Source organism: Mesorhizobium sp. B2-4-15, assembly GCF_006658505.1.
In the GTDB taxonomy this organism is placed as follows: Bacteria; Pseudomonadota; Alphaproteobacteria; order Rhizobiales; family Rhizobiaceae; genus Mesorhizobium.
The window spans coordinates 163,424-182,370 of sequence record NZ_VFUZ01000005.1; the positions used below are offsets into that span (position 1 = coordinate 163,424).

Genomic DNA, 18,947 nt, shown 5'->3' on the forward strand with positions numbered 1-18,947 from the left:
CGACACTGGGAAAATATCTATGCCTAGATCAGCCGACAACAAAAGCGAGCGCTTCCAAATCCGCATTCCTCCAGCGCAAAAGGCGATGATCGCCCGTGCCGCGGCACTGTCGCACAAGGACATGACCGATTTCATCCTCGACAAGATCGTGCCCGAAGCGCAAGCCGTAATCGAAGCCGCCGAGGTGACGACGGTATCCGGCCGCGATTTCACGCGCATCCTTAACCTGTTGGAACACCCGCCAAAACCCAACGCCAAGCTCCGGGCCGCGATCGCCACTTTGCCGGATACACTGTGACGCTTCCGCCTTGGCACGAGGAGCCGATCGCGAAAGGACACGATCGGCCGTCTTTCGATTGCGGCGACAGGCAAATGAACGACTTCCTGCGAAGGTTCGCGCGACAGAGCCACGATCAGAATGCAGCCAAGACTTTCTGTGCGATCGATGACACAGCTTCGGAGCGTATCCTCGGTTTCTATACCATCGCGCCGTCTGCCGTGGCTCATGAAACCGTGCCCGAAACAATGACGAAGGGCCTTGCGCGACATGAGGTTTCCGGTTTCAAGCTTGCCCGGCTTGCAACCGACCGCACCGTTGCCGGTCATGGGCTTGGAGGTCAACTGCTTGCCGCCGCCGCGTTGCGCTGCCTGCGGCTCGCCGGCGAGGGTGGCGGCATCCTGCTCATCATTGATGCCAAGAACGAGCGGGCCGCGAGGTGGTACGCCAGCTATGGAGCCGAGCGCGTGCAAGGGCGGGAATTGACCTTGGTGATGCCCTTGGCAACGTTCGCGTCCGGCCTGCGCGCCAAGGGATTGCTTTGATGACCCCTTGGCGAGCCTCCTGGTTGCCCGAACCGCAAACGTCGAGTAAGCCGCCTCTGTAATCTCATCCCGCTGAACAAAGATAATCATGCCAACCGTCGCCCCGCTTGATCTCGAAGGCCATTGCGTCGCCGCCCTCTTTCTCGGCGATGTGCCGCATTTTGCGCTGGCCGATGGCGCCATTCATCGGCTCGACAACGGCCACCAGACCGTCCAGACCAATGACGGATTGCTCAGCGCCTTCCATGACGCGGCCAATGACCGGCTGATTACCGGCGGCGAGGACGGCAAGGCGTTCGCCGTGAAGACCGGCGGCGAAGTGACCGAATTGGCGAGCGCCGGCAAGAAGTGGATCACCAGCGTCGCCGCCGGGCCGCAAGGCACCATCGCCTATGCCTCGGGCAAGACCGCCTTCGTGCGCTTTGCCGACGGCAAGACCAGGGAGTTCGCCCATCCGCGTTCCGTCGAGGGGCTGGCGTTCTCGCCCAAAGGCATGCGCTTCGGTGTCGCCCGCTACAATGGTGCGACGCTGCATTTCCCAGCCGCCGAGGGCAAGCCGGTCGAGCTTGAATGGGCCGGCGCCCATACCGGCATCACCTTCTCGCCCGACGGCGCCTTTCTGGTTACGACCATGCAGGAAAACGCCTTGCATGGCTGGAAGCTGGCCGACGGCAAGCACATGCGCATGAGCGGCTATCCCGGCAAGGTCAAAAGCCTTTCATGGAGCGTGAAGGGCAAATGGCTGGCGAGTTCCGGTGCGCCGGCGGCGATCGTCTGGCCGTTTTCCGGTAAGGACGGGCCGATGGGCAAGGCGCCGCTGGAGCTCGGCACGCGCGGCAACGCCATGGTGACTTGTGTGGCCTGCCACCCGAGTCAGGACGTCGCGGCTATCGGCTACGATGACGGCATGGTCATGGCGGTGCGCTTCGCCGACGCCAAGGAAGTGCTGCTGCGGCGGCCGGGCAAGGGCGCCATCACCTCGATGATGTGGGACAAGGAAGAACGCCGCGTCGCCTTCGGCAGCGCGGCCGGCGACTGCGGCGTCATCGACATCACGGCCTGAGGGAATAAGGCAATAGGGCCTGGCCGGGAAACTGCCTCCCTACTGCCCTACTGCCCTACTGCCCTACTGCCCTACTGCCCTACTGCCCTACTGCCCTACTGCCCTACTGCCCTACTGCTGAGCCAATGCAGAACAGACGCGCGGCCAATTGCGGCCGCGGAGGTTGATTGGCTAAGAGGAACCTATCAGAGGGGGTTTCATGCACAGCAGCGACAGTTCGAAGACATCCATCGGTGGCATCGGCCGTGACCGCATCGCCGAACTGCGCGACAGCGAGGCCGAGGCCTTCCGCAAGGCCCGGCCGAAATCGCACGCCAAGGCCGGCAACGGCCTGCCGGGCTTCTTCGGTGGCGTGCCGATGCACTGGATGAACGACTGGCCGACGCCGTTTCCGATCCTGGTCGACAGTGCCAGGGGCGCTACGATCACCGACATAGACGGCAACAGACTTGACGATTTCTGCCTTGGCGACACCGGTTCGATGTTCGGCCATTCGCCGCCGCCGGTGGCGCGCGCCATCCGCCGTCAGGCCGGTCGTGGCCTGACCTATATGCTGCCTTCCGAGGACGCGCTCGCCATCGGGCCGCTGCTGCAGCAGCGTTTCGGCCTGCCATTCTGGCAGATCGCGACCACCGCGACCGACGCCAACCGCTTCGCGCTGCGCGTTGCCCGCGCCGTCACCGGGCGGGAGAAGGTCCTGGTCTTCAACGGCTGCTATCACGGCTCGGTCGACGAGACGATGGTGCGGCTGATCGACGGCAAGCCGGTCAACCGGCCCGGGCTGGCGGGCGAGTTCCGCGACCTGACCCGCACGGCCAAGGTCATCGAGTTCAACGACGTCGCCGCGCTTGAAGCCGCGCTCAAGGACAAGGATGTGGCCTGCGTCATCGCCGAGCCGGTGCTGACCAATTCCTGCATGGTGCTGGCCGATCCGGGCTTTCATGACGCGCTGCGCAAACTGACCCACGCAGCCGGCACGCTGCTCCTGATTGACGAGACGCACACGATCTCGACCGGCCCCGGTGGCTACACCGGGAAATACGGACTGGAACCGGACTTCTTCGTGCTGGGCAAACCGATCGCCGGCGGTGTGCCGGCAAGCGTGTGGGGCATGAGCGACGAGGTCGCCTCGCGCTATGCCGATTACAACAGGACGAAGGAGCCCGGCTATTCCGGGATGGGCACGACGCTGTCGGCCAATCCGCTGCAGTTCGCCACGATGCGCGCCACGCTCGAAGAGGTGATGACGCAGGAGAATTATGACCGCATGGATCATCTGGCGCGGCGGCTCGATGCCGGACTGACCGGGGTGATCGACCGCTACAATCTGCCATGGCATGTCGCCCGTATCGGCGCCCGCGTCGAGTTCATCTGCGCCCCCGGGCCGTTGCGCAACGGCGCCGAGGCGGAGACCGCGCATGCGCCGGAACTGGAGGCCGCCATCCATGTGGCGCTGGTCAATCGCGGCGTGCTGATCGCGCCGTTCCACAACATGATGCTGATCTCGCCGGCAACCCGCGCCGCGCAGGTGGACCGGCTGATCGCCGCCTTCAGCGCGGTTGCGGCAAAGCTTGCGGCATGAGACAAGCGGCCCAGCCAAACCCGAGTGCCATCATGATTTCACCTTCGGGCTCCTCGCCCACCGAGGCGCAAGCCTTTCTCGACGCCCACCCCGAGATCGAGGCCTTCGACATCGTGCTGACCGACGCCAATGGCGTCGGCCGCGGCAAGATCGTGCGCCGGCACGAGCTGAAAAGCATCTTCGAGGGCGGCCGGCACATGCCGATCTCGATCCTTGGGCTGGACATCACCGGCGAGGATGTGCACGAGACCGGGCTGATCTGGACGACCGGCGACGGCGATCTCAGGGCATGGCCGATTCCCGGCACGCTGGTGCCGCTCCATGGCACCAGCCCACCGCGCGGCCAGGTGCTGATGGCGATGTATCATCTCGACGGCCAGCCAATGTCGTCGGACCCGCGCCTGGCGCTGGCCCGGCAGGTCGACATATTGGCCTCGAAGGGGCTCTATCCCGCCGGTGCCTTTGAGCTGGAATTTTTTCTTCTCGCCAATGAGCGCGACGCCGACGGGAAAGTCCAGCCGGCACGCGCGGTGCTGGACGGCCGCGTTTCGGGCAAGACGGAGGTCTATTCGGTCGACCATCTGCACGGCATGGAGCCGCTGTTCTCCGACATCTATGCCGCCGCCAAGGCGCAAGGCATCCCCGCCGAGACGGTGATCTCCGAGTATGCGCCAGGCCAGTACGAGTTGACGCTGAACTACCGCAAGGATGTGATGCGGGCCGCCGACGACCTTGTCATGCTGAAGCGGCTGGTGCGGGCCCAGGCGCGCCGGCATGGCGTCACCGCCTGCTTCATGGCCAAGCCGATCGAGAAATATGCAGGCTCCGGCATGCATTTCCATGTCTCGCTGCAGGACAAGGACGGCAAGAACGTCTTTTCGGAAAGCCCCGGCGAAACCTGGTCGTTGCCGCTGCTGCGCGGTCTCGGAGGCCTGATCCAGACCATGGCGGAATCGATGCTGGTGTTCGCGCCGCACGCCAATTCCTGGCGCCGCTTCGTCTCGCAATCCTATGCGCCGGTGGCGCCCACCTGGGGCGTCAACAACCGCTCGGTGGCGCTACGCGTGCCAGCGGGCGACGCCAGGAACCGGCGCATCGAGCATCGCCCGTCGGGCGTCGACGCCAATCCCTATCTGATCGCAGCGACGGTGCTGGCCGGCATCATCAAGGGTCTCGACGAAGCGCTCGACCCCGGCCCTGAGACCACCGGCAATGGCTATGAAGCGGAGGTGACGCGCACGAGCATGCCGGCCGACTGGCGAGCCGCCATTGAAGCCGCCAAGGCGTCCAGCTTCCTGAAAGGGGCGCTTGGCGAAGACCTGCACCGCACCTTCGTGGCGATCAAGCAGTCGGAGTACCTGCGCGTGGCGCGCACGGTCAGCGAGCTGGATTATCATCTCTACCTGCACGAGGTGTGACGACCTGACGATGGGCGGCGATCACTTTTTCGCCGCCTGCCTCAAAAGAGGTAGCGTAGCGACGAATTAGATCGTGAACGGATTGTGCTCTCACCATCCGTGAAAAGCTGGCGATCGGGCCGGGCGCCGCCAAGGGTGCGCGCCGGCACAGGATGATATCGAGGCGCTGTGGCGCACCTATTCGAGAACATCTTCAATCCGGCGCGGCTGACGGTGAAGGCAATGCAGAAGGAGATGCCGAAAAATATTGGCGGAACCTTCCAGAGGCTTCGCTCATTCCAGATCTAATCGCAGGAGCGGACAAGGCCGCTATAGCCATGATCGCCAGGATGCCGACAACGCCCGCGCCGCATCACGCCAAGGTGCAGGCGAAGCATTGGCCAAAACGCCAGCCGGCCGAAGAGTCTGAGGACGATGGTGCGAGCACCATCTCCGAGTTGGGCGAAGTCGCGAAGAGTTGTCGCCGCTGTCCCTTGTGGCGCGATGCGACACAGACCGTGTTCGGCGAAGGGCCCGACAACGCCAAAGTGGTGTTCGTCGGCGAACAGCCCGGCGACCAGGAGGACCTCACCGGCAAGCCTTTCGTAGGCCCCGCCGGCAAGGTGTTCGACGCCATCCTGGACGACGCGGGCGTCGACCGCCTGAAGGTCTATGTCACCAACGCGGTCAAGCACTTCAAGTTCGAACCGCGCGGCAAGCGGCGCATCCACTCAAAGCCCAATGCCGGCGAAGTCCAGGCCTGCCGCTGGTGGCTCGACAGGGAGTTCGCGCTCATCAAGCCAAACCTCGCCGTGGCGCTCGGTGCCACGGCGGCATTGTCGCTGCTGGGCAAGGCGATCCCGGTGACCAAGATGCGCGGCCAGGTGATCGAGCGAGAAGATGGCTTGCGCGTCTTCATCACCATCCACCCTTCCTTCATCCTGCGCATCCATGAGCCAGCCGACAAGGAAGCCGAGCGCGAACGGTTTCTGAAGGATATGAAGCAGGTGAAGAAGCTGATGGCTGCCTGATGATGGTCGGCGCCGCACCTCATTGCCCTGTCGGGCATTTCTCCCCGTATAGGGACGGGGAGAAAGACGCTGCTGTCCGAACCGGATAGATAGGTAACAGAATAGACCGATTGCATGGGTGACAGTTTTCTTGTCCGCCGGGAGGACCGGCGATGGTTTGGCGAGAGATTGGGCTCATGGATGAGCGGCTTCGATTTGTTGGGGAGTGCCTTAGTGGCGAGGAGACGATGACGCAGCTTTGTGCGGCCTTCGATATCTCTCGCAAGACCAGCTACAAGTGGCTTGGACGCTACCGGGAGCTTGGGCCGGAAGGCTTGCATGATTTGCCGCGAGCCCCGCTCAAACACGGCCGGGCGACGGCATCGGAGCTGGTGGAGCGGATCGTGGCGGCGAAGGAGGCGCATCCGCTATGGGGGCCGAAGAAGATTCTGGCCAGGCTCGAGCGAGCCGAACCAAGCTGCGGCTGGCCGGCGGCTTCGACGGCCGGCGAGATCCTGAAGCGGCATGGTCTTGTCGGGCGGCGACGCAGGCGCTGGAAGGCGGCGGGCAACGGCCCATGGCCGGAGCCTGCGCAGCCAAATGCGGTGTGGACGGGAGACCACAAAGGCTGGTTCCGGACCCGAGACGGGTGGCGTTGCGAGCCCTTGACGGTGATGGATGGCTTGAGCCGTTACCTGTTGGCGCTGGCGGCGACGGGCTCGACAGCCGAAGAGGAGGCCTGGCCGGTGTTTGAGCGGCTGTTTGAGGAGAACGGCCTGTCGGATCGGTTCAGAAGCGACAACGGCTCTCCATTTGCGTCGGCTGGCGTCACCGGACTGACGCCGCTTGCGGTGCGCTTCATCAAGCTTGGCATCGCCCTGGAGCGCATCCAGCCAGGCAAGCCGCAGCAGAACGGGCGCCATGAGCGTTTCCATCTGACCATGCTGCCGATGGCCAACGCACCGGAGGCCGACAGGCAGGCACAAGCCCAGGCCTTCGAGGCCTTCCGGCACAGCTATAATGAGGAACGCCCGCACGAAGCATTGGCCATGGACACCCCGGCACAGCATTACCGCCCCTCGACCCGTCCGATGCCGAAGACGACCGCCGAGCCCAACTATCCGGCCGAAGCGGCGGTGCGCGGTGTGCGCCAGAACGGCGCCGTCAAATGGCGGGGTGCCGAAATCTATGTCTCGGTCACCTTGGCCGGCGAGCCGATCGCCATCGAGGAGACTGAGAATGGCGAATGGGCGATGCGCTTCTATGCCCATCCGCTCGGCCTCATCGACGAAAAGACCATGAAACTGGTTCGCCGCAGCGCCGCGCCACCCCGACCGCTTGGCGCTGCGGCGAACTCATCATGAGGGAGAAAACTGTTACCTATGTATCCGGTTCAAAGTGTTACCCATCTATCGGCTGGACACCGGCAGGCGGATGAGGGGCAGCGCTCACGCTTGTTTCAGTGCGACGCACGCTACCGGACGAGGATCGCCCTCAAATCATTGACGTTCGTGCCGGTTGGGCCGGGCGCGAAAAGATCGCCGACGGCGTTGAAGGCCGTCCAGGCATTGTTTCCGGCCAGCATCGCCTTGGCGTCGACGCCGGCCGCGCGCATGCGTGATACGGTCGAGCCGTCGGCGAAAGCGCCGGCATTATTTTCCGAGCCATCGATGCCGTCCGTGTCGGCGGCCAGCGCATGAATGCCTGCCACGCCGTTGATGCCGAGGGCGAAGGCGAGCAGGAATTCCGAGTTGCGGCCGCCCTTGCCCTTTGCCCGCAATGTCACGGTGGTTTCGCCGCCCGACAGGATCAGTACCGGCTTTCGAAACGGCCGGTCGCGCGTCGCCACTTCGCGCGCGATGGCCGCATGAACACCGCCGACCTCACGCGCTTCGCCCTCGATGGCATCGGAGAGGATGAAGGCCTCGACGCCCTGGCACCTGGCTTCCGCCGCCGCGGCTTCCAGCGAGACGCCGGCCGAAGCGATCAGATGCACCTCATTGCGCGAAAAGCGCTGATCATCGGGATTTGGCGCGTCGGCCGCCGGCGACTTGATGTGCGCGATCACCGCCTCCGGCAGGTTCATGCCGTAGGCAGAGATCGATGCCAGCGCGTCTTCGCGGCTGCCGATGTCCGGCACGGTCGGCCCCGATGCGACAAGTGCTGGATTGTCACCGGGAATGTCGGAGACAACCAGCGACACCACCTTGGCCGGCCAGGCGGCTGCGGCCAGCCGGCCACCCTTGATGGTGGAGAGATGCTTGCGGATGGTGTTCATCGCCGCGATCGGCGCCCCGGAAGCGAGCAGCGCCTCGTTGACGGCGATCTCATCGGCCAGTGTCAAGCCCTCGGCCGGAGACGGCAGCAGTGCCGAGCCGCCGCCGGAAATCAGCGCCACGACCAGATCGTCCGCCGTGAGGCCGTGGACTTTTGCGAGCAAGCGCCGGGAGGCTTCGAGGCCAGCGGCATCCGGCACGGGATGCGCCGCCTCGATGATCTCGATGCGCTCGCATTTGGCGCCATAGCCGTAGCGGGTGACGACCAGCCCTTCGATCGGCCCGTCCCAGACCTTCTCGAAAGCAGCCGCCATCTGCGCCGAGCCCTTTCCGGCGCCGATGACGATGGTGCGGCCCTTGGGCTTCTCCGGCAAATGATCCCTGATGGTCCGCTCCGGATCGGCGGCTGCGACGGCGGCGTTGAAGATCGAGATGAGGAAGGGTTTGGGGTCGAGCACGGTCATATCTGGCCGCCATGTGCGGTTTGCGAACTTTTGAAAAGTTGGCGCTGCCCCTCACCCTTACCCTCTCCCCGTGAAGAACGGGGAGAGGGGGTCGCTGGCGTCGCGATCAGCGCCCTTCTCCCCGTCCCTATACGGGGAGAAGGTGCCGGCAGGCGGATGAGGGGCGGCGCCGATGTCACGAATTTGATTCCGGCGGCAATGCCAGTTTGCTTTGATTTATCTTCAAATATTCGCACAGCGTGTCGACCACCACGCCATGATCCTCGCGCTCCGGCAGTCCGGACACGGCGATCACGCCGATGACGCCAGCGCCCTTGACGGTGACCGGAAAGCCGCCGCCTGCCAGCACGTAGTCCGAGATGTCCAGCCCCTCGCCGACCTTGAAGGTGCGGTCCGGGCGCTGCTGTTCCAGCACCATGCGGTAGGTGCTTCGCAGGAACCGCTTGACGACATTGATCTTGCGCCGCGCCCAGTCGGGATTGGAGGCGTTGGACCCGGGCATTGCCGCGTAGAAGAGCGGCCGGTCCCACAGCCTGATGTCGACGATGATGGGCAGGTTTTCGGCGATTGCGCGGTCCCGGATGACCGAGCCGATCGTGAAGGCAACGGCTTCATCGAAGGCGGCAAAGACAAGGGTTTCTTCCTGTCTCTTGATCAGAGCGATGTCGTCAGCAACGGCCATGTCGTTCCCCTGTCAACTTCGCCGCACGCTTTGACCGATGGCTGCCGCCGGGTCAAGCAAGGAACGCACCGTACCGCTCTAATTCGCTATGTCACTCTTGGCGGGCCGCCCCGCGACATAGACCTCGCGCACCGTGCGGTCGTCACCCAGCGTCTGCAGCAGAAACAATTCCTGCGCCAGCGTCTCGACCGTTTCCATCCTGAGCCGCATCGCGGGTGTTGCCCTGGCATCCAGCACGACGATGTCGGCATCGGTGCCTTCACCCAGCGTGCCGATCTTTTCCACCATCGACAGCGCCTCGGCATTGCCTCGCGTGATCTGCCAGAAGGACTGGAACGGGTTCAGCTTCTCGCCGTTCAGCGCGATCACCTTGTAGCCTTCGTCCATGGTGCGCAGCATGGAATAGTTGGTGCCGCCGCCGACATCGGTGGCCGCCGCGATCCGCAACGGTTTCTCGCGATGGCGATAGCGCTGATAGTCGAACAGGCCGGAGCCGAGGAACAGGTTCGAGGTCGGACAGAACACCGCCACCGAACCGCTGTCGGAAAGCGCATCGGCCTCACGTTCCCCGAGATGGATGCAGTGGCCGAACAGGCTCTTTTTGCCCAGCAATCCATAGTGTTCGTAGACGTCGGTGTAGTCGCGCGACCAGGGGTACAGTTGTTGCGTGAACGCGATCTCGGCATGATTTTCCGACAGATGCGTCTGCATGTGCAGGCCGGGATGCTCGCGGCAGAGTGCGCCGGCCATCTCCATCTGCTCCGGCGAGGAGGTGATGGCGAAGCGCGGGGTGATGGCATAGTGCTGGCGGCCCTTGCCGTGCCATTCCGCGATCAGCGCCTTGCTGTCGTCATAGCCTGATTGCGGCGTATCGAGCACGCCCTCGGGGGCGTTGCGGTCCATCATCACCTTGCCGGCGATGTTGAGCATGCCGCGCGCATGGGACTCGGCGAAGAAGGCCTCGGCGGAGGCCTTGTGCACCGAGCAGTAGGCGACCACCGTAGTCGTGCCGTGGCGCACCGTCTCGTCAAGGAACAGCCGCGCGATGCGGCGGCCATGCTGCGCGTTGGCGAATTTCGTCTCTTCCGGGAAGGTGTAGGTGTTCAGCCAATCGAGCAATTCGGCGCCGTAGGAAGCGATGATCTGCATCTGCGGGAAATGCACGTGCGTATCGATGAAGCCTGGCAGCAGCAGATGCGGCCGGTGATCGATCTTGTTTGTCCCCTCACCGGCTTGTTTCTCGACATCGGCATAGGCGCCGGTAGCGACGATCCTGCCGTCGCGGATCAGCAGGCCGCCATCCTCCTCGTAGCGCCAGGCGGAATGATCGTCGATGGCTTCGGGCCAGCGCACGAAGGACAGCGTGCGGCCGCGCAGAAGAGTCGAGCTCATGCCTATTTCCCCGCGCCTTCGAACCAGGCCACCAGCAGCGCCCGTTCCTTGTCCGATATCTGGCTGACATTGGCGGGCGGCATGGCGTGGCTGCGGCCGGCCTGCAGATAGATCTCGCGGGCGTGATTGGCGATGTTGGCATCGGTGTCCAGCATTACCCCCTTGGGCGCATGGTAGATACCTTCATAGACAGGTTCGGCCGCGTGGCACATCGAGCAACGGCCGAGCACGGTGTCGCGCACGGCCGGGAAATGCGCGGAGGCGATATAGACTTCCGCCGAGGCGGCAGCCTTCGGTTCGCCGGTCAGCACCTTTGGCGCGGTCGACAGCCAGATGATGATCATGAACAGGACAAGGGCGCCGAGCCATGTCCAGTGCGGGTTGCCGGCACGCTTGTGCACGGTGTTGAAATAGTGCCGGATCAAGACGCCGATGATGAACACCAGCGAGGCGATGACCCAGTTGAATTGAGTGCCGAACGCCAGGGGATAATGGTTCGACAGCATCAGGAACAGCACAGGCAGTGTCAGGTAGTTGTTGTGAAGCGAGCGCTGCTTGGCGATCTTGCCATATTTGGGGTCCGGCTTGCGGCCGGCGATGAGGTCGGCGACGACGATCTTCTGGTTGGGGATAATGACGATGAAGACGTTGGCCGACATGATCGTCGCGGTGATGGCGCCCAGATGCAGGAAAGCGGCGCGGCCGGTGAACAGGTGCGTCAGCCCCCAGGCGATGAAAACCAGCACGCAGTAGAGAACCAGCATCAGGCCGGTGTCGCTTTTGCCGAGCGGCGAGCGGCACAGGAGATCATAGACCACCCAGCCGACGCCGATCGTTGCCACCGACAGCAGGATGCCTGTAGGCACCGACATGGGCAGCACATTGGGATCGATCAGGAACAGGTCCGCGCCGGCATAGTAGACCACGCAAAGCATGGCGAAGCCGGACAGCCAGGTGGCGTAGGATTCCCATTTGAACCAGGTCAGGTGCTCCGGCATCTCGGCCGGCGCCACCAGATATTTCTGGATGTGGTAAAAGCCGCCGCCATGCACCTGCCATTCCTCGCCGAAGGCGCCGACAGGCATGCCCGGACGCTGGCGCAACCCGAGATCGAGCGCGACGAAATAGAATGACGAGCCGATCCAGGCGATGGCGGTGATGACATGCAGCCAGCGCACGGCGAAGCTCAGCCAGTCCCAGAAAATCGCGAAATCCATCATTGAAGTCGTCCCTGCCGATTGGGTGACTTTACGGTGTGGCGCGCAAACGAAAAGAGGCGAGGTGTGCGATGACTTTCAAAAAAAAATGGAAAATACTAGGTTGGCTATACGCAGCCGCATGAAAGCCACGGAACCGCATGGCCTATCTCGACAACATCGCCGTCTTCGTCCGCGTCGTCGAACTCGGCAATCTGTCGGCGGCGGGGCGCGACATGCGCATTTCGCCGGCGGTCGCCTCCAACCGCATCAAGGAATTGGAGAAGCATCTTGGCGTGCGGCTGTTCAACCGCACCACACGACAGTTGATGCCGACCGAGCACGGCACGGTGTTTTATGCCGGCGCCAAGCAGGTGCTGGAGGCGATCACCGAAGCTGAGGCGGCCGTCTCGGCGCTCTCCGGCCAGCCGCGCGGCACCATCAAGGTGACGGCGCCGCTCGGCCTCGGGCGCCGGCTGGTGGCTTCGGGCATTCCCGATTTCCACGACAAATATCCAGATATCGAGGTGCGGCTCAGGCTCTCCGACCACAATGTCGATATCATGAAGGAAGGCATCGACGTCGCCTTCCGGTTGGGCATCATCGAAGATTCCAGCCTTCGGATGCGCGGCATCATGGACTGCGAACGCGTGCTGGTGGCCGCGCCCAAATATCTGGATGCGCGCGGCGAACCGGCGGAGCCGCAGGAACTGATCGGCCGCAAGCATGACTGCCTGATGCTGCGCTATTCCGGCGCGCGCGAATATGTCTGGACCTTGCAGACCCCGACCGGGCCACAGAAATTCGAGGTGCACGGGCCTTACGACACCGACGATGGCGACGTGCTGACCGGCTGGGCATTGTCCGGGCGCGGCATCATCAACAAGCCGCGCTTCGAGGTCGAACCGTTCATCCGCGACCGGCGACTGAAGGTGATCCTCGCCAACACGCCGCCGACGCCGGTGCAATTCGCCGCCGTCTATCCGCACAAGAAACTGCAAGACCCGAAGGTGCGGCTGCTGCTCGACTTCATGGCGGAGCGCTGCCAGCGGCTGATCAAGGATATTCTCGCCGGGAAATAGAGCTGGCCGGCAAGTGACCGCCCACTGGCCCACCCGAAGAGCTTGCCTTGCCAGAGGACGAACTTAGCTTCGTCCATTGCGCGGTTTGACCCGGGCAATCCGCCCCTTGGATGAGGTACGAGCAGCCGATGGCCAACACCACGACAATGCATCTCGCCATCTCCCTCGATCTTACATCCATGCCAACGGCGGACTTCGGCCTTGTTGCCGGCCTTGCCCGCAAGGCGGAAGAGGTCGGCCTGGACATGATTATCGTTGCCGATTCCGGACCTGGCAGCGCCCTTTCCATTAGCCCATTCGAGGCGACGACACTCTTGGCGGCGCTGGCAACTGCAACCAGCAGGATCGGCCTGGTCGCCAGGGCCTCGACCGTTGCCCACCAGCCCTACAATCTGGCGCGCCGTTTCGCGTCGCTCGACATCGTCAGCCACGGCCGTGTCGGCTGGAACGCATCGCTGACACAAAACCCGCGCGAGGCCGCCAACTTCAGCAAGCCCGAAGAATTTTCGGACGAGGATTTTCGACGCCGTGCGGAGGAATTCATCTGCATCGTGCAGGGCCTGTGGCAGGGTTGGGATGGGGACGCGCTGCTGTTCGACAAGAGCGGCGGCCGCTTCCATGATCCCGAAAAAATGCATCTGCTCGACCACAAAGGTGAGTTCTTCTCGGTGCGCGGACCCCTGAACGTCGCGCGCTCGCCGCAGGACATGCCGGTGCTGGTGCTGTCCGGCCTTTCGGAGCCCGCCATGGATATCGCCGCCCGCACCGCCGATCTCATTCTGCTGGACGACGGGCCGGCAGAAGGCGCGAAGGCACGCTTTGACGATCTGAAGCGCCGCGTCATGGCGGCCGGGCGCGATCCGGACGCCGTGCGGGTGCTGATGAATGTCTCGCTCGCCGCCGGTGATGGACCTGACACCATCGCCGACAGGCTGGAGGAACGGTTCCGGTCAAGGAGTTGCGACGGGTTCAACATCCTGATGCCGGCGCGGGGTCCGGCGCTCGACGATCTCGTCGATCGTGTCGTGCCGAAGTTGCGGCGGCGCGGCCTCGTTCGAGGGGGCTATCGTGGGACAACCTTGCGCTCGCATCTTGGACTTGCCGGCGGAGGTAACCAATGACCGCGTCCCGCCAGATGAAGCTCGGCGCCTTTCTGTGGGCGACAGGCCATCACATCGCCGCCTGGCGCCACCCCAAGGCGCATGTGACGGCCGGCGTCGACATCGACCATTACATCCAATTGGCGCGCACGGCCGAGGCGGCCAAGTTCGACATGATCTTCTGCGAGGATGCCGCCGGCCTGCGCGAGGCCAATGTCAACATCGCCAGCCAGACGTCCCGTTCGATCGGCTTCGAGCCGATCAGCCTGCTTTCGGCGCTCGCCGTCCAGACCAGCCGCATCGGTCTCGTTTCGACGGCATCGACGAGCTACAACGAGCCCTACGGCCTGGCGCGAACCTTCCTTTCGCTCGACCATCTGAGCGGCGGCCGGGCCGGCTGGAACCTGGTCACCTCAGCCAGCCCAATCGAAGCCGCCAATTTCGGCTCGACGGGCCTCAAGCCGCATGCCGACCGCTATGAACGGGCGCGTGAGTTCGCCGAAGTGGTCACCAGGCTATGGCAAGGCAAGGCTTCCGACCACGATGGCCAGAGCTTTTCGGTGCGCGATCCGCTCGACCTGCCGCGTTCGCCCCAGGGCGCGCCAGTGATGGTCCAGGCCGGCGCCTCGGATGTCGGCCGCGACCTTGCCGCCCGCACCGCCGACGTCGTGTTCACGGCGGCACAGACCTTCGAGGAAGCCAAGGCCTTTTATGACGACCTCAAGGGGCGCATGGCGGCCTATGGGCGTGAGCCGGACGACATCAAGATCATGCCGGGCGTAGCACCCGTGGTGGCAGAAACCGAGGCCGAAGCTCGCGAGAAACATGAGGAATTGCAGGAGCTGATCCCCGACGACGTCGGCGTGGCGCTGCTGTCCAGCTATCTCAGCATCTCCGATCTGTGGCGCTATCCGATCGACGGGCCGCTGCCCGAACTGCCGGAAAGCGAGGGGATGAAAAGCCGGCAGGCCCTGGTCGTCGAGCAATCGCGCCGCGACGGCCTCTCCATCCGTCAGCTTGCCCGTCACTTCGCCGGCGCGCGCGGCCATTGGCGTATCGTCGGCACGGCGGCGCAGGTGGCCGACGAATTGCAGGCGCGGTTCGAAGGCGGTGCGGCCGACGGCTTCAACGTGATGCCGTCTTACTTCCCCGGCGAACTCGATGTCTTTGCCGCGCTCGTCGTGCCGGAGCTGCAGCGGCGCGGCCTGTTTCGCGGGGACTATGAGGGCCGCACGCTGCGCCAGCATCTGGGCTTGAAACAGCCGGTTTAGTCGCGGCGCAAGCTTAGCTCGCCATCACCTTGTCATGGGGACGGTCGGCACTTAAGGCCGCCCCGTGCACGACCAGCGCCGTCATGATCTCGGCGGCGGTGAGTGCGGCGATGACCGGCGGGCGCTTGTCCTTGACGGCATCGCCGCCGATCGGCGAGACGAGGCGAGCGAATTCGGCCTCCGCGCCATCCGCCGACTTCAGGAACCAGTTCCTGAATGTGGCTTTCTTGGTCTTCGAGCCGATCATGCCGACATAGGCCGCGTCGTCGCGTTTCAGCGCTTCGGCGACGATCAGGAAATCGAGCGCATGGTCATGGGTGAGGATGGCGAAGGCGGTGCCGGCCGGGGCGTTGCGCACCTCGGCCTCGGGCATCGGGGTCAGCCGAGTTTCCACGGTTTCCGGCATGCCTTCCAGCGCCTCGGCGCGTGTCTCGATGACGACGCCGTGTACGGGAAGAAGCGCTACCGTCGACGCCAGCGCCTGGCCGACATGGCCGCCACCGAAGATATAGACATGCGGCAGATGCGCCTCCTCGGCTTCGGCGGCCGCCACCAATTCGGCGGCGAGTGCGGCATCGACCAGCCGGATCAGCACCTCCACGCGCCCGCCGCAGCATTGGCCGATCTCCGGCCCCAGCGGCACATCCAGCGTAGCGCGGACTTCGTCGACTTCGATGCGGGTTCCCCTCCCCCTCGAGGGGAGGGTGGCGGCGAAGCCGCCGGGTGGGGTCGTCGCGGCGCGGCCTCTCTCCCCCCTTGAGGGGGAGATGTCGGCGAAGCCGACAGAGGGGGTCGTTGCAGCAGTGCTCGACGTAGCGGTGGTGCCTCCTGCGAGGACCCCCTCTGGCCGCTTCGCGGCCATCTCCCCCTCGAGGGGGGAGATGAGCATCTGCCTGGCCCTGTCGATGGCCATATATTCAAGCTGGCCGCCGCCGATGGTGCCAAAGATCGCCGTTTGCGAGACGAGCATGAAAGCGCCCTTCTCGCGTGGCGTCGAGCCTTTTGTCCCGGCTACCTCGACCAGGGCAAGCCGGCCGGCGCCGCCGAGAAAGGCTTTCAGGCTTTGCACTTTCGAGTTCATGGCTCACGTTCCCGCACAGGGAATACAGGGAATATAGGGTTTTCGGCTGGGATTGCACGTTTGCCGGGCCTTCACTCGCCGGTCTTGACCTCGTTCTTCAGCCGCTCGATCGCCATCAGCACGCGCTCCGGCGTTGCCGGCGCATCGAGACGCGGGCAGATCTTATGGTCAGCGACGCTGGCAACCGCGTCGGACAGCGCGTGCAGGACCGCCATGCCATGCGGCAGCGGCGGCTCGCCCACCGCCTTGGAGCGATGGATGGTCGGCTCATAGGCTTGCGACCAGTCGGTCAGCGCCACGTTGAAAATCTTCGGGCGATCCGACGCCAGCGGGATCTTGTAGGTCGACGGCGCGTGCGTGCGCAGCCGGCCCTTGTCATCCCACCACAATTCCTCCGTCGTCAGCCAGCCCATGCCTTGGATGAACCCGCCTTCGACCTGGCCGATGTCGATGGCCCGGTTCAACGAACGGCCGCAATCGTGCAGGATGTCGGCGCGCTCGACGACATATTCGCCAGTCAGCGTGTCGACCGACACTTCCGCGCAGGCCGCGCCATAGGCGTAGTAATAGAAGGCGTGGCCCTGGCCCTTGCTACGGTCCCAATGGATTTTCGGCGTCTTGTAGAACCCTGCGGCCGAAAGCTGAACACGCGCAATATAGGCCTGCTTGACCAGATCGTTGAAGCTGATCTCCTGGTTGCCAATGCGAACGCGATTGGGCAGGAACACCACCTGGTCGACCGGAACCTGGTATTTTTCCGCGGCAAAGTCGGTCAGACGCTGGCGAATCTGCCGGGCGGCGTTCTGCGCCGCCATACCGTTGAGGTCGGCGCCCGAGGACGCCGCCGTCGGCGCGGTGTTCGGCACCTTGGCGGTGGTGGTGGCGGTGATCTTCACCCGGTCGAGGTCGATCTGGAATTCTTCCGCAACGACCTGCGCCACCTTGAGGTGCAGGCCCTGGCCCATTTCGGTGCCGCCATGGTTCATGTGCACCGAACCGTCGGCGTAGACATGGACCAGCGCGCCGGCCTGGTTGGATTCTGTCTTGGTGAAGGAGATGCCGAACTTCACCGGCGTCAGCGCCAGGCCGCGCTTGATGAAACGGCTGTTGGCGTTGAAGGCCGAAATTTCGCGCCGGCGCCGCGCGTAACCGGCACTTTCCTCGAGTTCGGCGACGATGCGCTGGATGATGCAATCCTCGACCTTCTGGTGATAGGGCGTGACGTTGCGGCTGCCGATCGCCTCCATCGGGTCGTAGAAATTCAGCTTGCGGATCTCGAGCGGATCCTTGCCGACAGCGAAAGCCACCTCGTCGATGACCCGCTCGGCGCCGACCATGCCTTGCGGGCCGCCGAAACCGCGAAAGGCGGTGTTGGAGACGGTGTTGGTGTAGAGCGGCGCCGATTTGGCCAGCACGTTCGGATAGAAATAGGCGTTGTCGCAGTGGAACAGCGCACGATCGCCGACCGGCCCGGACAGGTCGGCCGAGAAGCCGCAGCGCAAGGCATAGGTGAAGTCGACGCCGAGAATATTGCCCTCGTCGTCGAAGCCGACCTCATAGTCGATGACGAAATCGTGCCGTTTGCCAGTAGCGGTCATGTCCTCGTCACGGTCGAGGCGGATCTTGACCGCGCGCTTCAGCTTCTTGGCGGCGATCGCGGCAATCGCCGCGCACTGGTTGGCCTGCGTTTCCTTGCCGCCGAAGCCGCCCCCCATGCGGCGGACTTCCACAGTCACAGCGTGGCTCGGCACGCCGAGCGTGTGGGCGACCAGATGCTGCGTCTCGCTCGGCCCCTGGGTAGAGCAATAGACGATCACCTCGTCATCCTCGCCGGGGATTGCCAGCGACACCTGGCCTTCGAGATAGAAGTGATCCTGGCCGCCAAGCCACATTCGGTTCTTGATGCGGCGGGGCGCTGCCGCGATCGCCGTGGCCGCATCGCCGCGGCGCAAGACCAGCGGCGTGGTCACCTGCTTGTCGTTGACCGGATCGAGATCCCAGATGCCGATCACGGCGGGCAGTTCTTCATACTCGATCCTGGCCAGGCGCGCCGCGCGGCGCGCGGCCTCGCGCGTCTCGCCAATCACGGCGAAGATCGGCTGGCCGAAGAACTGCACCTTGCCTTCCGCAAGCACCGGATCGTCATGCATGTTGCTGGGCGAGACGTCATTCTCGCCGGGCACGTCGGCATAGGTCAGGACGTCGACGACGCCAGCGGCGGTCCGCACCGCCGACAGGTCGACACTCCTGAGGATGCCGTGCGCCACCTTGGACAGGCCGAGGCCGACATGCAGCGTGCCGGCCGGTTCCGGCATGTCGTCGATATAGATGGCTGTTCCGCTGACATGTTTGTGCGCGGAATCGTGGCGCTGGTCGGTGGCGACGCCGCCGGTGATCTTTTCGGCCTTGAGGTTGGGGGCAGCGTGCTTGTTCATCATGCCGCCTCGGTGAAGTGGTGTTCTGTCACACCCCCCTCTGGCCTGCCGGAGAGATGTCCGGCAGGACAGAGGGGGGTGGGAAGGAATGAGG

The 18,947-nt window shown here is 64.2% G+C and carries 16 protein-coding genes; 10 read left to right on the forward strand and 6 right to left on the reverse strand.

Annotation, left to right across the window (positions count from 1 at the left end; genetic code table 11):
• Positions 1-19: 19 nt before the first annotated feature.
• The 7 genes from FJ930_RS08555 (at position 20) to FJ930_RS08585 (ending at position 7,238) form a co-directional block, all read left to right on the forward strand.
• Positions 20-298 (forward strand): DUF1778 domain-containing protein, encoded by a 279-nt coding sequence (locus tag FJ930_RS08555; RefSeq protein ID WP_140606738.1) that lies wholly within the window; start codon positions 20-22, stop codon positions 296-298.
• Positions 295-822: a GNAT family N-acetyltransferase gene (locus FJ930_RS08560; RefSeq protein WP_140744368.1), complete on the forward strand. Its 528-nt coding sequence runs from the start codon at positions 295-297 to the stop codon at positions 820-822. The genes FJ930_RS08555 and FJ930_RS08560 overlap by 4 nt, the downstream gene beginning before the upstream one ends.
• Positions 823-910: 88 nt before the next feature.
• Positions 911-1,885, forward strand: coding sequence for a WD40 repeat domain-containing protein (locus FJ930_RS08565; RefSeq protein WP_140744367.1), 975 nt, complete (start codon positions 911-913; stop codon positions 1,883-1,885).
• 199 nt (positions 1,886-2,084) lie between these two features.
• Entirely contained in the window at positions 2,085-3,467 is a 1,383-nt protein-coding gene (locus FJ930_RS08570) for an aspartate aminotransferase family protein (protein ID WP_141836771.1), read from the forward strand.
• Between the two features lie 32 nt (positions 3,468-3,499).
• Positions 3,500-4,885: a glutamine synthetase family protein gene (locus FJ930_RS08575; protein ID WP_181763318.1), complete on the forward strand. Its 1,386-nt coding sequence runs from the start codon at positions 3,500-3,502 to the stop codon at positions 4,883-4,885.
• Between the two features lie 152 nt (positions 4,886-5,037).
• A complete protein-coding gene (locus tag FJ930_RS08580; RefSeq protein ID WP_281408898.1) occupies positions 5,038-5,895 on the forward strand; it encodes a UdgX family uracil-DNA binding protein in 858 nt (285 codons plus the stop codon).
• Positions 5,896-6,047: 152 nt separating this feature from the next.
• Complete coding sequence (locus tag FJ930_RS08585) at positions 6,048-7,238, forward strand: integrase core domain-containing protein (RefSeq protein ID WP_141836777.1); 1,191 nt, start codon at positions 6,048-6,050, stop codon at positions 7,236-7,238.
• Positions 7,239-7,348: 110 nt separating this feature from the next.
• Here FJ930_RS08585 and FJ930_RS08590 read toward each other — a convergent pair whose 3' ends face one another.
• The 4 genes from FJ930_RS08590 to FJ930_RS08605 all read right to left on the reverse strand — a co-directional run bounded on the left by FJ930_RS08590 (position 7,349) and on the right by FJ930_RS08605 (position 11,908).
• Complete coding sequence (locus FJ930_RS08590; protein WP_141836779.1) at positions 7,349-8,614, reverse strand: glycerate kinase; 1,266 nt, start codon at positions 8,612-8,614, stop codon at positions 7,349-7,351.
• 175 nt (positions 8,615-8,789) lie between these two features.
• The gene (locus FJ930_RS08595; RefSeq protein ID WP_141836781.1) at positions 8,790-9,296 is read right to left on the reverse strand and encodes a heme-degrading domain-containing protein; all 507 of its coding nucleotides are present in this window, start codon (positions 9,294-9,296) and stop codon (positions 8,790-8,792) included.
• Positions 9,297-9,374: 78 nt separating this feature from the next.
• Positions 9,375-10,688: a guanine deaminase gene (guaD, locus tag FJ930_RS08600; protein WP_141836783.1), complete on the reverse strand. Its 1,314-nt coding sequence runs from the start codon at positions 10,686-10,688 to the stop codon at positions 9,375-9,377.
• A 2-nt stretch (positions 10,689-10,690) separates the two neighbouring features.
• Positions 10,691-11,908, reverse strand: a complete 1,218-nt coding sequence (locus tag FJ930_RS08605; protein ID WP_141836785.1) for a urate hydroxylase PuuD — start codon at positions 11,906-11,908, stop codon at positions 10,691-10,693.
• 137 nt (positions 11,909-12,045) lie between these two features.
• On the opposite strand from FJ930_RS08605, the gene FJ930_RS08610 reads away from it, so the two are divergent.
• The 3 genes from FJ930_RS08610 to FJ930_RS08620 all read left to right on the forward strand — a co-directional run bounded on the left by FJ930_RS08610 (position 12,046) and on the right by FJ930_RS08620 (position 15,337).
• Positions 12,046-12,966 (forward strand): LysR family transcriptional regulator, encoded by a 921-nt coding sequence (locus FJ930_RS08610; RefSeq protein ID WP_141836787.1) that lies wholly within the window; start codon positions 12,046-12,048, stop codon positions 12,964-12,966.
• Positions 12,967-13,094: 128 nt separating this feature from the next.
• Complete coding sequence (locus tag FJ930_RS08615; RefSeq protein ID WP_141836789.1) at positions 13,095-14,087, forward strand: LLM class flavin-dependent oxidoreductase; 993 nt, start codon at positions 13,095-13,097, stop codon at positions 14,085-14,087.
• Complete coding sequence (locus FJ930_RS08620; protein WP_141836791.1) at positions 14,084-15,337, forward strand: LLM class flavin-dependent oxidoreductase; 1,254 nt, start codon at positions 14,084-14,086, stop codon at positions 15,335-15,337. Before FJ930_RS08615 ends, FJ930_RS08620 begins: the two co-directional genes overlap by 4 nt.
• Positions 15,338-15,350: 13 nt before the next feature.
• Here FJ930_RS08620 and xdhC read toward each other — a convergent pair whose 3' ends face one another.
• Entirely contained in the window at positions 15,351-16,418 is a 1,068-nt protein-coding gene (gene xdhC, locus FJ930_RS08625; RefSeq protein ID WP_141836792.1) for a xanthine dehydrogenase accessory protein XdhC, read from the reverse strand.
• A 71-nt stretch (positions 16,419-16,489) separates the two neighbouring features.
• Positions 16,490-18,853 carry a xanthine dehydrogenase molybdopterin binding subunit gene (gene xdhB / locus FJ930_RS08630; protein WP_141836920.1) on the reverse strand — a complete coding sequence of 788 codons (2,364 nt, stop codon included), beginning with the start codon at positions 18,851-18,853 and terminating at the stop codon, positions 16,490-16,492.
• Positions 18,854-18,947: the final 94 nt, after the last annotated feature.

What these genes read in the sequence shown, in the direction of transcription:
- FJ930_RS08605 (WP_141836785.1), bottom strand. Translation starts at nt 11,908, where the DNA reads ATGATGGATTTCGCGATTTTCTGGGACTGGCTGAGCTTCGCCGTGCGC.
- guaD (WP_141836783.1), bottom strand. Translation starts at nt 10,688, where the DNA reads ATGAGCTCGACTCTTCTGCGCGGCCGCACGCTGTCCTTCGTGCGCTGG.
- FJ930_RS08595 (WP_141836781.1), bottom strand. Translation starts at nt 9,296, where the DNA reads ATGGCCGTTGCTGACGACATCGCTCTGATCAAGAGACAGGAAGAAACC.
- FJ930_RS08615 (WP_141836789.1), top strand. Translation starts at nt 13,095, where the DNA reads ATGGCCAACACCACGACAATGCATCTCGCCATCTCCCTCGATCTTACA.
- FJ930_RS08580 (WP_281408898.1), top strand. Translation starts at nt 5,038, where the DNA reads ATGATATCGAGGCGCTGTGGCGCACCTATTCGAGAACATCTTCAATCC.
- FJ930_RS08610 (WP_141836787.1), top strand. Translation starts at nt 12,046, where the DNA reads ATGGCCTATCTCGACAACATCGCCGTCTTCGTCCGCGTCGTCGAACTC.
- FJ930_RS08590 (WP_141836779.1), bottom strand. Translation starts at nt 8,614, where the DNA reads ATGACCGTGCTCGACCCCAAACCCTTCCTCATCTCGATCTTCAACGCC.
- FJ930_RS08620 (WP_141836791.1), top strand. Translation starts at nt 14,084, where the DNA reads ATGACCGCGTCCCGCCAGATGAAGCTCGGCGCCTTTCTGTGGGCGACA.
- xdhB (WP_141836920.1), bottom strand. Translation starts at nt 18,853, where the DNA reads ATGAACAAGCACGCTGCCCCCAACCTCAAGGCCGAAAAGATCACCGGC.
- FJ930_RS08585 (WP_141836777.1), top strand. Translation starts at nt 6,048, where the DNA reads ATGGTTTGGCGAGAGATTGGGCTCATGGATGAGCGGCTTCGATTTGTT.
- xdhC (WP_141836792.1), bottom strand. Translation starts at nt 16,418, where the DNA reads ATGAACTCGAAAGTGCAAAGCCTGAAAGCCTTTCTCGGCGGCGCCGGC.
- FJ930_RS08555 (WP_140606738.1), top strand. Translation starts at nt 20, where the DNA reads ATGCCTAGATCAGCCGACAACAAAAGCGAGCGCTTCCAAATCCGCATT.
- FJ930_RS08565 (WP_140744367.1), top strand. Translation starts at nt 911, where the DNA reads ATGCCAACCGTCGCCCCGCTTGATCTCGAAGGCCATTGCGTCGCCGCC.
- FJ930_RS08570 (WP_141836771.1), top strand. Translation starts at nt 2,085, where the DNA reads ATGCACAGCAGCGACAGTTCGAAGACATCCATCGGTGGCATCGGCCGT.
- FJ930_RS08575 (WP_181763318.1), top strand. Translation starts at nt 3,500, where the DNA reads ATGATTTCACCTTCGGGCTCCTCGCCCACCGAGGCGCAAGCCTTTCTC.